General features: G+C 44.5%; 13 protein-coding genes. 4 read left to right on the top strand and 9 right to left on the bottom strand.

What is annotated here, in order from left to right; all coding sequences use genetic code 11:
- Positions 1 to 181: 181 nt before the first annotated feature.
- A complete protein-coding gene (locus tag APB76_RS14485; RefSeq protein ID WP_049845835.1) occupies positions 182 to 1,354 on the bottom strand; it encodes a lytic polysaccharide monooxygenase in 1,173 nt (390 codons plus the stop codon).
- Between the two features lie 326 nt (positions 1,355 to 1,680).
- On the opposite strand from APB76_RS14485, the gene APB76_RS14480 reads away from it, so the two are divergent.
- Together APB76_RS14480 and APB76_RS14475 are read left to right on the top strand one after the other, a co-directional pair.
- Positions 1,681 to 2,832 carry a substrate-binding protein gene (locus APB76_RS14480; protein ID WP_054961706.1) on the top strand — a complete coding sequence of 384 codons (1,152 nt, stop codon included), beginning with the start codon at positions 1,681 to 1,683 and terminating at the stop codon, positions 2,830 to 2,832.
- A 95-nt stretch (positions 2,833 to 2,927) separates the two neighbouring features.
- Positions 2,928 to 4,634: a sensor domain-containing diguanylate cyclase gene (locus APB76_RS14475; RefSeq protein ID WP_237767912.1), complete on the top strand. Its 1,707-nt coding sequence runs from the start codon at positions 2,928 to 2,930 to the stop codon at positions 4,632 to 4,634.
- Here APB76_RS14475 and APB76_RS14470 read toward each other — a convergent pair.
- The 7 genes from APB76_RS14470 to APB76_RS14440 are packed head-to-tail and all read right to left on the bottom strand — an operon-like array spanning position 4,619 to position 10,312.
- Entirely contained in the window at positions 4,619 to 6,370 is a 1,752-nt protein-coding gene (locus APB76_RS14470; protein ID WP_054961704.1) for a lysophospholipid acyltransferase family protein, read from the bottom strand. The two genes, APB76_RS14475 and APB76_RS14470, sit on opposite strands and share 16 nt — an antisense overlap.
- Before the next feature lies 1 nt (position 6,371).
- Positions 6,372 to 6,824 carry a hypothetical protein gene (locus APB76_RS14465; protein WP_054961703.1) on the bottom strand — a complete coding sequence of 151 codons (453 nt, stop codon included), beginning with the start codon at positions 6,822 to 6,824 and terminating at the stop codon, positions 6,372 to 6,374.
- A 17-nt stretch (positions 6,825 to 6,841) separates the two neighbouring features.
- Positions 6,842 to 7,279 (bottom strand): YHS domain-containing (seleno)protein, encoded by a 438-nt coding sequence (locus APB76_RS14460; protein WP_049845840.1) that lies wholly within the window; start codon positions 7,277 to 7,279, stop codon positions 6,842 to 6,844.
- Entirely contained in the window at positions 7,276 to 8,022 is a 747-nt protein-coding gene (locus APB76_RS14455) for an NRDE family protein (RefSeq protein WP_049845841.1), read from the bottom strand. Before APB76_RS14455 ends, APB76_RS14460 begins: the two co-directional genes overlap by 4 nt.
- 2 nt (positions 8,023 to 8,024) lie before the next feature.
- Positions 8,025 to 8,561, bottom strand: coding sequence for a hypothetical protein (locus tag APB76_RS14450; protein WP_193395091.1), 537 nt, complete (start codon positions 8,559 to 8,561; stop codon positions 8,025 to 8,027).
- A gap of 34 nt (positions 8,562 to 8,595) precedes the next feature.
- Positions 8,596 to 9,726: a hypothetical protein gene (locus tag APB76_RS14445; protein ID WP_054961702.1), complete on the bottom strand. Its 1,131-nt coding sequence runs from the start codon at positions 9,724 to 9,726 to the stop codon at positions 8,596 to 8,598.
- Positions 9,710 to 10,312, bottom strand: a complete 603-nt coding sequence (locus tag APB76_RS14440) for a DedA family protein (protein ID WP_054961941.1) — start codon at positions 10,310 to 10,312, stop codon at positions 9,710 to 9,712. The genes APB76_RS14445 and APB76_RS14440 overlap by 17 nt, the downstream gene beginning before the upstream one ends.
- Positions 10,313 to 10,567: 255 nt before the next feature.
- Between APB76_RS14440 and APB76_RS14435 the strand changes: the two genes are divergently transcribed.
- Both APB76_RS14435 and APB76_RS14430 read left to right on the top strand, forming a co-directional pair.
- Positions 10,568 to 11,725 carry a winged helix-turn-helix domain-containing protein gene (locus APB76_RS14435; protein ID WP_054961701.1) on the top strand — a complete coding sequence of 386 codons (1,158 nt, stop codon included), beginning with the start codon at positions 10,568 to 10,570 and terminating at the stop codon, positions 11,723 to 11,725.
- A gap of 109 nt (positions 11,726 to 11,834) precedes the next feature.
- Positions 11,835 to 12,446, top strand: coding sequence for a 3'-5' exonuclease (locus APB76_RS14430; protein ID WP_054961700.1), 612 nt, complete (start codon positions 11,835 to 11,837; stop codon positions 12,444 to 12,446).
- A 68-nt stretch (positions 12,447 to 12,514) separates the two neighbouring features.
- Here APB76_RS14430 and manA read toward each other — a convergent pair whose 3' ends face one another.
- Positions 12,515 to 13,702 (bottom strand): mannose-6-phosphate isomerase, class I, encoded by a 1,188-nt coding sequence (gene manA, locus APB76_RS14425; protein WP_054961699.1) that lies wholly within the window; start codon positions 13,700 to 13,702, stop codon positions 12,515 to 12,517.
- Positions 13,703 to 13,734: the final 32 nt, after the last annotated feature.

Below are 13,734 nucleotides of genomic sequence, written 5' to 3'. Positions count from 1 at the left end.
CTCAAGCGACTCCAGTGTAAACAATATGTTAGTGAAGGCAAGGTTTGAAACCGTACTGCATAGTCTGTGTCACAGTCATGGGTAATATGCCCTAGCAACCAGGACACACTACATCTTAAACAATTAAAATGGCGACCTACTTGTCGCCACTTGGTGCAGTCCTCTCAATTTACAATGTAAACTAACGCCAAACACCCCACTCGCCAGTGGTTCCAGGCTCTTCACCTTTGGTCCACCATTGTGCTGTCCACTCTTTACCGTCATGGGTTACCACATCGCCGCTATTGTAGACTTTTTCTTGGTCCCACAAGTTAGTAGGTTCAACTGGGGGAGGAGTATCGGCTTTGATTAACGAAAGCGCATAGCTGAAGGTATTGTTCGGTGCCAGTACCTGATTGGCATATATGTTATTGGCATCAAACATATAGTGGTTCATCTCTTGGTGCCAAATCCCCACATACCAATCACCTGTTTGCTGAGAGTTAAACTGATCAGCAATTTCAGCCGCCCAAGTCGTGGTATTGTTGGCACTAATAGCTAAAGACACATCAGCAATTTCTGCACCAGTGGCATCAAAAGTACGAAAACGGATCGTATCTCCAGATTCTACCGGACCAAACCCTTGTGGCACAAAGTAGCCTAAGGCCGTCAGATTGTTATTGGGATCCGTTGGGTCAGTAGGATCGGTTGGAGGATTGGTTCCACTGCCTCGCAAGGTGATATCACTACAGTTGTAGAAACCCTCGCCAGCGACATCAATTCGTTGCCAGCGAGTATAAAGAATTGCGTCTCCAGAGCGATCAGCGGGGAACGTCACTTTCATCCGATAACGCTTCTGATCATCCACTGCAACATCACCTGCGGTATCAATTAGCTCAAGGTCATCCCACGTTAAAGGTAACGTAGAGTCGTAACTTGGCCTGGTTAAGTAAAACTCCCAATAAGAAGGGTTATGTGGAGCTTGGCCGTAGAAAACAAAATCAATCTGGTTGTTTGCGTCTAAAGCAACATCCGTACGCTGCCAATGGGGCGACGTGACGTTGAGCCCTTTCTTGGCAGAATCTCCCGCCGAGCACAGTTCTCCATCAGGCACTATGGCTTTAACATGGGCCATATCTCGATAGTTTGCTACATTCGCTGCGACCTCACTTCGCTGTACAAATGGGTATGCACCAGATTGGTCGTAAGCTGCCTGACACGCCTGATTAGGGATTTCATCGGTCCAAAATCCACCATCTTGATAACAAGTGTTCTGACGAGCGCTTGGAAATTCCGCCCAGCCATGAGCACTGACATTCAATGAACAAAGTGCAGCAAGAGCACTCATATTCATTAGGGTTAGATTTGCTTTCATTTTTTGATCCTTTTTAATTGCCAACTGACTGTGCAAACAAAGAACAATCACTGTGTTTGCATCACAAAGCTAGCAGGATGAATGCATTCTATCGGTTTGATTGGGAAGATGAATTGTTAGAGTTTTGCCTGCTTTCCAAGATTTTTGTCGATTGGCTCAAGTGTTGAATCACTCTTTCGAGTCACTTCAAACTCTTAATAAAATGCGGCTCTTCTTCAAAACTGAAGCTCTCACATGTCTTTTTACTCTCTAATCTTAATAACTGTATTATTCTTAAAGATAAAGATGGGCGGGTATTCTATAAAGCTTACTGGGGACTGTCGTACATGCAAAACATCGTCAAAATCATCACTTTTATCGGTCTCACTTTTTTACTCAGTTGCTCCGAGCCTGTTACACCGATCAAAATCGGCGTTGTTCTGCCTTTAAGCGGAACGTATAGCGTGTATGGAGAACAAGCACTAAAAGGGGCTCAATTGGCGGTTGAACAAATCAATACCCAAGGAGGGGTAAAGCGTCGCCATATAGAACTTATCGTCCGCGACAATAATACTGATCCCGCTAAAACCGTCTCTTACACCCGTGAGCTTATTCAGCAACACAATGTTCATGCTTTGATGGGGCCTGTAAGCAGCTCCTCTCGATATGCGATGAGTGATATCGCCAGTAAGTACAAAATCCCTATGTTATACGGCATTGACTATGAAGGGGGGCACTACGATGATTATCTCGTTTGTTACAGCACCATTCCAGAACACTACGTTGATCCAGTCATTCCCTATTTCATCGCTACGAATAAAACTAAGTTTTACATCTTTGGTTACGACTATATCTGGCCACACCGTATGTCACAGCGAGTCAAAAAGTCGGTCAACGACAATAAAGGCCAAATCACTGGAGTGGAGTTCACTGCCTTTGGCGTTCGTGATTTTCGGCCTGTTTTAGAACGCCTAGAGGCTTCAGGAAGCGATATGTTGATGTTGATTCTTCCAGGTACAGATGGATTCGAATTTATTAAACAATTTCGTCGTTTTCCATTTAGTAAGCCAATAGATATCGTTGCTTTTGCGGCTGATGAAACTTATCTCATGGAGTTAGATGCGGAGCATCTAGAAGGGATCTACACTCCTCTTCATTTCTTTAGTCAACTGTCGTCAGATTTCACCAAAGCATTCATCAAACAATTTAAACAATTTCATGGCAAAGCATCCTTGGTCACCTACTCGTCTAAGGCTCATTATGACCTCATCTATTTGCTTAAAGAAGCCATAGAAAAGTCTGACATCGCAACTCATCAACAGGTAATGGAGAATTTACACGGTTTTTCTCGATATGCTGGTGCAGAAAAAATCACTCTTAGAGATGACAATCATTTTGATTTGCCAATGTATCTAGGCCAGTTTCAGCAAGGGCGACTTGAGGTCATCAAACATTTTGGAGTTATCACTCCCCCAGATCAAAGACTAGGGGTCCAATGAGCAGACTAAGCTACAAGATTTTTCTGTTATTTGTCCCTTTGATCACCTGCATCTTTTTGTTTGGTCATGGCTATTATGTCGCCCGGAAAAACCTCATGTTGGAGCATATTAACCAGACAAGTCGTCTAGCCACTGCTCAAGTCGCTGCAGATATAGGCTATTTTGCAGAAAGACGTTTAGGTGAGTTTGACGAGATCAGTGATTTGTTACAGCAATGCCACCAACTAGAGTTGACAACATCGCCACGTTCCATTGCCAATGCTCTCAGTTATTCAATGGGGTTTTCCGCTGTTATTGTTTCAGATACCAATGGCCATGTTACGCAGTTTACACTCTCCTCGAATCTAAGTAATCGCTATGTCCTCAGAAAGAACCTTAGCGGAGACACATTACTCGATAACCACACCTTGTCTCTGTTAAGCAAATCATTGGCCCAATGGCAAACTAACGGCCCTATCCGCGAACAGCAAATGAAACGATTGGTTAAACAACTCTCAGAGCTAAATAGCCGTGGAGAAGAGAACTCATATACCAGTAGGAACCTCACCCAAGAGCTAATCAAACTTCGAAGGGTTAAACACTTACCAACCACTGTCGTGACACTTATCGATGCACCGGTTATCAGTAAACTCGGACTAATCTATGACTCATCGACATATTTTTTTTCTCGCCCCCTTGTCGACTGTAAGCAAGAATTGGCAGGCTATTATACCGTAGTGGTCGATAGAACCATTTTAGAAGACCACCTATTCACGGTAAAACAAAGCTTCCTTGAACAAGGGTTGCACGCTGTAGATCTTGCTCTGGTGCGGAACAAAGATGCGCACATCATTACTGGCTATCGTTATCTTAATCAAGACTTGCTCAAACGCCACAAGTTAAACTCCAGCGCACTTCCCATTATGCGTGATGATCTAGGTGGTATGCTGACAAATCAAGCAGTGCTAATCAATCCGACATTAGCCTCTTCCCTGTTGTTAGATAAAGATGTTCGCGATAACGCAAACGTGACAGGTGTCAGCGTCGTTCTTTTCGTAGATCAAGATGAAATAAATAGGGTAACCCAAACTATTAGGCAAGAGGTCACTCTCTACATTGTTACTGCTATTTCACTTTTCTTGATTCTATTTTGGTTTGTCTCCCGTTATGTTGCTATGCCAATTATCGGACTACGTAAGCAAGTACGTTTGTTAGCAAGTGGAGGATATCCAAAATTAGAGCGAACTCAACGAAAGGACGAAATTGGAGAATTACTCAATGCATTTGAAAAAATGACTCAAACTATTCGCCACAAAGAGCAGCAATTAACCAAGCTAGCTCAATATGATCCTCTTACTGGTATTTACAATCGTAGGGCGCTTATAGAGGCAGTGGAGGATATAGAGATACTCCCCCACCATACCACTGTCATTTTAATGCTGGACTTGGACCACTTTAAGCGTGTCAACGATAAATATGGTCATGCTGTGGGTGACACGGTTCTGCGCTACGTGGCCTCTTTGATTAAGCAGGAAATTCGTAAAAGCGACATTTTTGGCCGAATGGGTGGAGAAGAGTTTATCGTGATTCTTCCTGAAGCTCAGCTCGATAAAGGATTACAAATCGCCGAAAGAGTTCGTAAGACGATAGAAATATTCTTAAAAGATTCGCTACCGGATGCACCTTCAAGCCCTCTAACTGTCAGCATAGGTGTCAGTGCGTGGCAAGGCGGCAGCTTTTCAAAGGCCCTTGCCAAAGCAGATAGGTGTTTGTATCGCGCTAAAGAACAAGGGCGTAACCGTGTGGTTTATGAAGACAGATGAGAATCTAAGTAAGCTTGTGCGTGTTCTTTACCCATGTATTTGCCTAACGTTCGCACGGGTACCGTCGTTAGGTCTACAACGATCAAACCGTCTAGTGCAAAGTTGAATGCTGGGTCTACATTAAAGCACACCAGTTTGCCGTTCATCCCTAAGTACTGCCTTAACAACACAGGCAACCCCATACCTTGCTCTAGACGACTCAACACCTTAGACAACAGTGGTAACTTAGACAATGAACTGAGCATATCCGGACGCCAGAATTCCTGGCCACTTTTTTCTAGCGGAGTTGTCGGTGCCACCAGCTTAGCTTTTTCATCATCGTAATAGTGGACTGACATTACCGATGCGATCAACTGCCTAGCAACTGGGCTGTAGTCATTGCTAATACTCACCGGTCCAAACAAATGAGTGTACCTCGGGTTACGCTGGACAAAGCCTGCGATGCCTTTCCATAAAAGTAATAAGGAGTGCATATTGCGCTGATACTGCTTGGCCACCACAGATCGCCCGAGTTCAATAGACAGACCTAAGCTCTCGACAAAAGCTTCGTCGTATTTGAACAAGCTCGTTGAATACAGCGAACTAATGCCCCCCTTAGCCATTAACTCATCAACTAAACCCAAGCGATAAGCGCCAACTAAGTCACGACTGGCTCGATTCCAGACAAAAAGCTGATGATAGTGCAGATCAAACTGGTCAATATCGCAACTTCGACCGCTCCCTTCGCCGACTTCCCTAAAGCTCTCTTCACGTACACGACCTATCTCACGCATCATGCTCGGCATTTTGGGCGTGGGTGCACAGTAGACTTCGAAGTCACCTTGCTCCAACAGTTTGTACTGCTCGAGCCTCGACAGCTCATCTTCTAATGACTCCACAGATACTGGAGCAATGATAGGCTCAGCATTCTCATCTTGCAGGGTTGGCGCTTGGTCATTGTCCATACTTCCCATCAGATAAGTGTTTAAGCGAAAGTACTGAGTAATATCCTCTTCGTTATCAAAATCTTTAATTTCACTGTAAGGGATGGGATTTCCCACAGAGACAGAGATGGTTTCTCCAGACTTATTGAGTAACTCGCGCCCTAGCAATGCCGTTCTAAGCAATGGATGAACTCTTCCAGCCTGATAAAACAGTTTACTGTTCATTCCATTGATAAATAAAGGTACAGTGGTCGCCTGAGCGTGTTTAACAAACTTGGCTACCGACTTACTCCAAGCTTTATCTGTAATCCTGTTCTCATTCGCTTGCCACGAAGACACCTCTCCAGCAGGAAAAAGAATCAGCACTCCCCCTTGCTTTAGATGATGATTCGCCTCTTTAATGGCTCGTCGATTGGTTTGTTTAGCTTTCTCACCACCAAATACATCAACACCTATGAATAGCTCATCGAGTTCAGGGATACGTTTTAGCAACTCGTTGGCGAGCACTTTGACATCTTTACGCACTTTAGAAATCAATGAAGCGAGAATAATCCCTTCGATACCACCAAATGGGTGATTGGCAACAATCAAAACCGAGCCTTCAGTTGGTATATTGTCAAGGCTGCCATGATTAACCTGATACTGAGTTCCGATTCGAGCCAACGCCTCATGCATAAACTCAAAACTGTCTTCAGGTAAAGCATCTTGCTTGTAAAGCGAATCAAGCGTAGAAAGGCCCGTCGCCCACTCTACAACAGACTCGCCAATACCAAATGGCGTTTTACGTGGTAATCGAAAAGGACTATCAATCATACTAAGCTCCTTTTACCAAAAGGCTGTTAGTGAACGTACCTTGGGTTTTAACGTCGCGAATAAATAGGAATACCCCACAACTCCAAACGATACATGCCATGCCAAACAATAAGCCTCCATCATTGCCAACCACTTCACCCATCGAGTTAAACTCTGGCATCACGATACCGAGCGGTGTAAATAAGTGGAAGAAAATCGCGCCCGTCATAATGCCAGCACTCATCGCAGCCCCCACACCATGTAAGCGAGTAAACAGCATGATTGAGGCTATTAACTCAGCAAAACCAATCAAGTAACCACCATAGACTCCGAACCACTCTATGCCCGACCACTCACCCAAGGTGCCAAAAATATGATCGGTTTCGTATGAGCCAGAAAACTTAAAAAACAGTGATTGAACAAACACAAAAGCGATAAATGCCGATGGAATATGCTTTAGCGGAGAAAACTTCATGGAATAGATCCTTATTATTATTGAATGAGCGTTGGCCAGTTTTTATCAGCAGCGGAAATATGACCGGCGCGGTCGTCATCCCACCAGCTTTTAACATCTGCGTCATAGTTCAGGTAAAGCTTGCCATCGACGATTGCCCACTGCTTTGGATCTGCTGAAGCAAAATCATTCTTGGCAGAAACCGCCCATGCACAGTAACCACCATATTGCGGCGCATAGGCTTCTGGATCAGCTTTGAATTTGTCGAGGTTTTGTTGTGAAGAGAAGTACCAGTCGGCACCTTTGTATTCAGTTTGCCATTTGCTGTCCCCCTTCACTGGCTTACCCTCGGAAAAATAGGCAACCGTGTCATAACCACTGACAGCTTTATTGCTGAAGATTCCGGTATAAATTTCGTCGGCGGCAAAGGAAGGAACGCTAACCAACATGATCAGCAGGGCAAATAACTTTTTCATTTAAAAACTCCTTGTTCAGCAATGTCGTTTTTCATGCAACTTAAACGAGTAAGAAAATCAACATTGCGATGATTGTCGATAGATTGGTATTTCATTTCTTGTCTAGTAGAAGACACGACAACCGAGGTAAAACTTACAGTGCGCGCATCATTTCTTGCCATTAATGGTGAAAGGTGCGGATAACTAGCGTCATAGGTTTGATGAAACAGTCGCCCGACTTCATGATCAGGCAAGGTGGTAACCAGTTCATTAAACAGCTTTAGGCGATACTGGCATGCTTCGTCAAAATGCATAGCAGCAGAAACGATTGGGGCAAACGCATGAGTTCGGCTAAGTTGTTCCCCATCCCAAGTCCAAAGTACGGTTTCGTTGGCGGTACGTCTGGTGTCAAAAGAGACGACAGTAAAAGGGGCAAACGAGCTTAAATCCATCTCCAGTAGACGACTATCTGCAGTCTGACTCGAACAACTGCTTGCGAGGCGTTTTATGATAACACCTCGGCTAGTTAACTCTCCATTTGGCGTCATGCCTTGATAAAAGTTGAGCAGGCAGACCGTGACACCATGTTCATTGGTTGAAATCCAGCTTCCACCACCAACAGGATCTATCGGCATCAGACAATGAACACCGTCAATCAAAACACTTTGAGGCTCAAGTGCAGGTAAGCGAGAGCGTTGCTCATCTCGATTGAAGTAAACTTCATAGTGATTATTGCCATGATAAACCCAAGATAAAGTGCACATTCCTATTGAGCCCTCTGGTAAGTTGCCGTTGTTGGTGCGACACCAAAGTGGCTGTCAGAGTCGATACCACGCAAAGATGCAACGACTTTAGCCATCGCAAAATGATGGGTAGCATGCAGTGCAGCGAATGTTAGCTCACGAACGAATGTTGAAGAGACTTCCTCAACATGGGTTTGCGACAATAAGACTTCCGTTTCAACACTGACGGATTGGTGAAGCTCATTGGATGGCAATTCAAACAACCACTCGACCAACTCTCTGATTTCCTGTTTGGCGACGTCTAAACTTCTTTCTACCGCATGTCCGCGACGACGAACGTTGTAGTCGATTTTGAGCGAATCAAGTTTGATGGCGTGAAATAAGTCGAGCCAGTGACGAAAGTGCTCACCTATCGAGCTACTCACATGCGGTTGAGCAATAAAGACATAATCTTCCTGACTGAGTGTTTCTAAAAACTCATAACCTTGATTGAGTGTTTCAATGCATCCCACCACAGCTTGGGAAGGGCGCGTCTGAGCGTTTGTAGCTAAGCGTGTCATTACGTTTTTCATGGTTTCTTCCTAAGCGCGGCGGTTAGTCAGTCATCGGATAAAGCTGAGTTAAGAGTTTCTCTTCCCGCCAAGCCTGCAGCAATGCACCAAGTGTCGGGGTTTTGTGGCCTTGTTTTTTATGCTTAGAGCCAATCTGGTAAAGCAAGCGATATTGTTTTAAAAGCGTAGTAAAGATATCGCTTAGCGGAGTATCGCTGTCCCAAATATGTGCGGCTTCGCTGCTCGCCCCATTGATTTCCAAGATATCGAAACACTCACCATTCATTAGGGTTTGGATATCTTGGAACTTAATATCGAGACGACCATAGTGGAAACCTTCAAAATCGCCGAGAATCTGATCTAACTTTTCTTCCAGAGCTTGTGTGATGAAATGGTTACCATCGCGGAAAATAGCACCGCGAGAATGGCTACCTGCAAACGCCAACTGAAACTCGTCCTTATCAGCGACAACCAAATCGAGATGCTCACTATGGCGAGGAAGATAAAGATGCTGAAGCTTGCCTGCCCTTGGACACTTTTCGATTAGGTCTTTCAGGGTAGAATAACCATCCCCAATCACTCTTGGGGAATACTTCAAAGTTATCGAGATTATTTTTCCCCGTGATTCTCCGGGCTGTCTGACATAGAACACCCCCGCTTCTGCACTGTATTGCGACTTCTCTTGCAGCAAGAAACGACCTGATACTGGAAACGTTTCAATATAATTTTGTAACTGTTGATCAGAATGAATAAGTTTCACTCCAACCCCCCGGCAACCCAAATCAGGTTTCGCCACTAACGGGTATGTCAGATCGGCTTTCTCAAGCTGGGTCTTAGCCTCACTGAGTAAGCTTTGAGTGTATTGTTCGGTTTTAGTCAAAGTAATAAATGGCAAAATCCATTCTTTGGTTTGTTTGCCGGCAGAAGTGAAAATATCGTGCTTTGACTCTCCGACCATGCCACTCAATTTTATAGCTGGATTGGCGATCAATGGTAGTGCCCAATCACGATGGACGACACTTAACGCCGCACTTTGCAGAACAACAGGTGTGTAGAAAAACCAAGCAGGCAAGAATTCAAACGGAGAAATTACTCGTTTCGGTTCTTGGAGTACAGGCATACCCGCATTGACCATTCCCTGTGGAATCATTTCAACGTTAGCGAGCTGTGTCATACGCATCCCTTAAAAGTGTTTTAGTAATCAGTTTGTTTAGAAGCAACATCAGGCACAAACCCAGTGGAATAAGTAGCCAGCTCACTTGGCTATCTTGAAGCCATTGCGCGTTGCCAAGTTGGAAGAAGGAACCAAAAACCAGCGCTGTCCACAGGCCCGTCGCCGTCAAGACGGCAACAAAGAATTTGATTTTTGGCACATCTAGAAAGCCACTCAATGTAAAACCTATCGTTCGAAGGCCGGGAATAAAGCGAACGATGAACAAGGTCATAAACGCTTGTTGATGAAGCTTACGCTGCATACTCCTTGCTCGCTGATAACGGAACAAACGATAACGAAGAAAACGTACTTTTTGCGCAGCCTTGCCCATCAAATAAAGGCCAAGATCACCAGTGCTGATACCAACGAATATCGCCATCAAGGCAACAGAGGTTGGCATCAATTGCTCGACAGCTAACGTTGCAGCGGTCACTATCGCAAGGTCTTCTAATAAATAAGAAAGTAAAATAATGCCAAAAAACAACATCGAAAGGGGTACATTGTCTTGCAACAGCCAAGCTTCTATTGTCGCCGCTAACTCTGTCATAATTTGCCCCAAACTACCTTTATCTAAAAAAACAACACGCAAATGGCGCGTTAACTGAGTGTTACATTCTGCAGCAACGACTGGGTTAGTAAGTTTATGATTAACACCCATTTCATACGCCACATTGATAAAGATAGGATAGTCCGCAGAAAAATTTCACTGTGAGACGATTTTTACTGTTATGAGAGGGTGGGTATATCAAAATTGGCCCACAAAATGTTAAAACAAGAAACAAACAGGAAAAGGCATCACAGCATGAAATCACTCTCTTTGCCTCAAGCGCAAAAACTCGCATTATTGGCACAAGGGCTACCAATAGGCACATCAAAAGGTAGCGCCTACAGCAAAACACTCAGTGCTTTCGAGCAGCTAGGATATGTGCAGATAGATACGATTTCCGTTGTGCAAAGAGCCCATCACCATACACTTTGGAGTCGTAACCCAAGCTATCAACCGAAGCACCTTGATCAGCTTGTCGCCGACCGTAAAGTATTTGAGTATTGGTCCCATGCCGCCGCTTATCTACCCATGAGCAACTTTCGCTACAGTTTACCGCGAAAGGCAGCTATCAAGTCCGGTCAGCAAAAACACTGGTACTGCAATGATCGTAAATTGATGAACGACGTTTTTAAGCGTATCGAGTCCGAAGGCCCACTGATGGCAAAAGACTTTGAATCGAAGCCGCATAAAACGGATGGGTGGCATACTAAACCGACTAAGCAGGCGCTGGAAAACCTCTATATGCAGGGCGATCTGATGATTGCTCAGCGAAGAGGTTTCCATAAGGTCTACGACTTAACTTCACGCGTGTTACCCAGCAGCGTCGATACTTCCATGCCAACACCTCCGGAACATGCACGATTTCTTGTCATGAGCTACCTTAAAGCTCATAGCTTTGGCACCCTCGCAGAGATGACCTATCAGCTTAAAGACGTCAAACAGCATGTGAAACAAGCGATACATGATTTAATTGAGAGTGGAGAAATTGAGCAGATAAAGATAGGTGGGGGCGAGTATGTGGTGGAAAGCGAGGCACTTCGCCTGCTCGACAAACGCATCAATCGTAAACGGGCCAAGATACTTTCTCCGTTTGATAATCTGCTTATTCAAAGAAAGCGCGCCAATGCCGTCTTCAATTTTGACTATCTGATTGAATGCTACGTTCCACAGGCTAAAAGGCAATTTGGTTACTTCTGTTTACCCATTCTTTGGGATGGGAAGTTAGTCGCACGCGCAGACTGCAAGGTTGATAAGAATAAGTCTGTGCTAAACGTACTTCACCTATTCACCGAGCCTTCAATAAAGGATAAAGCAGCATTTTTAACAGCGTTAGAAGAAGAGCTTCAAGCATTTGCCAAGTTCAACCAATGTGAACACTTTACGATTTTGAAGCTCTCCGAAAACGCTAATTAGTCAAGATAACTTTACCCACTTCCAACTCAAATCTATACTAGCTCGCCTCTCTCTACATACCGATGCGCGAAAGATTGAGTTCTCACTCGCCCACTCATTAGGATTATCTATGTCATCTGCCAATTCAGTTATTGTCCTCGATTTTGAGACCACAGGCTTATCTCCAAATATGGGCGATCGCGCCATTGAAATAGGTGCAGTAAAACTCGTTAACGGCGAAGTAGTTGATACCTTTCAGCAACTGATGAACCCAGGCTTTCGAGTCAGTTCCTTTATCGAAGGTTATACGGGCATTACCAACAAGATGTTGGCAGATGCTCCAAGCTGTGAAGATGTGATGGCGGAATTCTGTGACTTTATCGCTGACGACAACCTCGTCGCGCACAATGCTTCGTTCGATAAACGTTTTTTGGACGGAGAACTAGAGCGTATTGATCTTTCCTATCAAGGTCATTTTGCTTGTTCACTATTGGTTTCTCGTAGACTGAATCAGGAAGCACCAAGCCATAAACTGGGTGACTTAGTGCGTTTCAAAAATATTGACAATGATGGCGTGTTTCACCGCGCTTTAGCCGACTCGCAAATGACAGCAAAATTGTGGCTAATGATGATTGATGAAATGGAACAACAAGGTATTCACCAACCTTCCTTTGAGCTGATGCAGAAAATAAGTAAGACCAGCAAACATGCGGTGGGTAAGCTCCTCGAGCAGCATCGATAAACTCAATGCCACTAATGAGTCGCTAGGGAGCAAGCAGCTCCCTAATATGAAAACACAGATCCATTTGGCTAATTGTATACTCGAGCAAGGGTTCCCATACCTTGGTAATGATACATTATGGAGTCATGGGGGATAAAAGCAGACTCACCTGGTTCTAATCTTATCTGTGTGTCGTCGGTAGAAAGTGTCATTTCCCCTTCTACACAAAATACGATCTCGGCGCTGCGAACGTACTGACAGCTTGGCGTTTGTTCTGAATACAGAATATCAAAACAAAAATCATCCACTGCGATAGGATAGGTAATCTTACCTTGCTTCTTAACAGGGGTTAACTTGACCTCTTCAGGCTTGATCGATTCAAATTTGGTATTGTCGATCAGCTCAGCGATATCAATGTGTTTTTGAGTTAGCCCTGCGCGTAAAACATTGTCTGAGTTTGCCATTACCTCAAGCCCTGTACCTTCCACGTAAGCATGAGGAGTCTCCGCATCAAGAAACATAGCCTCACCTGGTTCTAGCTCGACCGTATTGAGCATTAGCGGAGCAAATAAACCAATATCTCCGTCATAGTAAGTTCTGAAATCCGCACAGTATGATAACGCCTCTCGGCACATAGCGGTTCTAGTAGGGCGCTCAATCGCACGGTACAATTCGCTGAGCGCATTCGCTTTACGTTTATCACTCACCGACATCACCGAGGTAAAAAACGCCCTCAAACCTTGGCTCGTCTGATTACTTTCCAGTAGTAAAACTTCATCATTAAAGGTAGCTATCGCGGCTTGCTGAAACAGTTCTACTATATGTTCAATCGGACGAAAGCCATTGATTGCTTTATAGAAAGTGAGCGCGTACACAAGCTCTGGTTTATGGTTGGGATCTTTATAGTTTCGATTTACCGCACCTAGCGCAATACCTTGGGCATTTTCTCGAGCAAAGCCTATTTCAGATTTACGCTTATTGGGATGCACCTGAATAGAGAGCGGGGTTTCTGCCGCAAGCACTTTAAATAGATATGGAAGCTCTCCAAATCTAACCGAGGTATAATTGCCAAGAGCGACTTTTCTATTTTTCTCAATGAAATCAGACAAAAGGTGGCCTGACTCGGCAATTTTCGAACAGCCTCCCGGGTGCGCCCCCATCCAAACCTCGGCCTGCGGATCATTGTTGGGGTTTTCCATACTAAATAACTCTCGAAGCGACTTTTTACTGCCCCAAGCATAGTTCTGTATGACGTTTTCCAGTTTATACAAAGGCATTACAGACCTCACTCAATATCATCCAGTTACGC

Source organism: Vibrio bivalvicida (assembly GCF_001399455.2).
Lineage (GTDB): Bacteria > Pseudomonadota > Gammaproteobacteria > Enterobacterales > Vibrionaceae > Vibrio > Vibrio bivalvicida.
Note: the sequence above shows the minus strand (reverse complement) of the source record. Positions and strands in the feature narration are given on the sequence as shown.

Excerpts from the sequence above, each read along its gene's own strand:
- APB76_RS14485 (WP_049845835.1), bottom strand. The coding sequence starts at position 1,354 with ATGAAAGCAAATCTAACCCTAATGAATATGAGTGCTCTTGCTGCACTT.
- APB76_RS14465 (WP_054961703.1), bottom strand. The coding sequence starts at position 6,824 with ATGAAGTTTTCTCCGCTAAAGCATATTCCATCGGCATTTATCGCTTTT.
- APB76_RS14470 (WP_054961704.1), bottom strand. The coding sequence starts at position 6,370 with ATGATTGATAGTCCTTTTCGATTACCACGTAAAACGCCATTTGGTATT.
- APB76_RS14440 (WP_054961941.1), bottom strand. The coding sequence starts at position 10,312 with ATGACAGAGTTAGCGGCGACAATAGAAGCTTGGCTGTTGCAAGACAAT.
- APB76_RS14445 (WP_054961702.1), bottom strand. The coding sequence starts at position 9,726 with ATGACACAGCTCGCTAACGTTGAAATGATTCCACAGGGAATGGTCAAT.
- APB76_RS14435 (WP_054961701.1), top strand. The coding sequence starts at position 10,568 with ATGAAATCACTCTCTTTGCCTCAAGCGCAAAAACTCGCATTATTGGCA.
- APB76_RS14430 (WP_054961700.1), top strand. The coding sequence starts at position 11,835 with ATGTCATCTGCCAATTCAGTTATTGTCCTCGATTTTGAGACCACAGGC.
- APB76_RS14455 (WP_049845841.1), bottom strand. The coding sequence starts at position 8,022 with ATGTGCACTTTATCTTGGGTTTATCATGGCAATAATCACTATGAAGTT.
- APB76_RS14480 (WP_054961706.1), top strand. The coding sequence starts at position 1,681 with ATGCAAAACATCGTCAAAATCATCACTTTTATCGGTCTCACTTTTTTA.
- APB76_RS14475 (WP_237767912.1), top strand. The coding sequence starts at position 2,928 with ATGTTGGAGCATATTAACCAGACAAGTCGTCTAGCCACTGCTCAAGTC.
- APB76_RS14450 (WP_193395091.1), bottom strand. The coding sequence starts at position 8,561 with ATGACACGCTTAGCTACAAACGCTCAGACGCGCCCTTCCCAAGCTGTG.
- manA (WP_054961699.1), bottom strand. The coding sequence starts at position 13,702 with ATGCCTTTGTATAAACTGGAAAACGTCATACAGAACTATGCTTGGGGC.
- APB76_RS14460 (WP_049845840.1), bottom strand. The coding sequence starts at position 7,279 with ATGAAAAAGTTATTTGCCCTGCTGATCATGTTGGTTAGCGTTCCTTCC.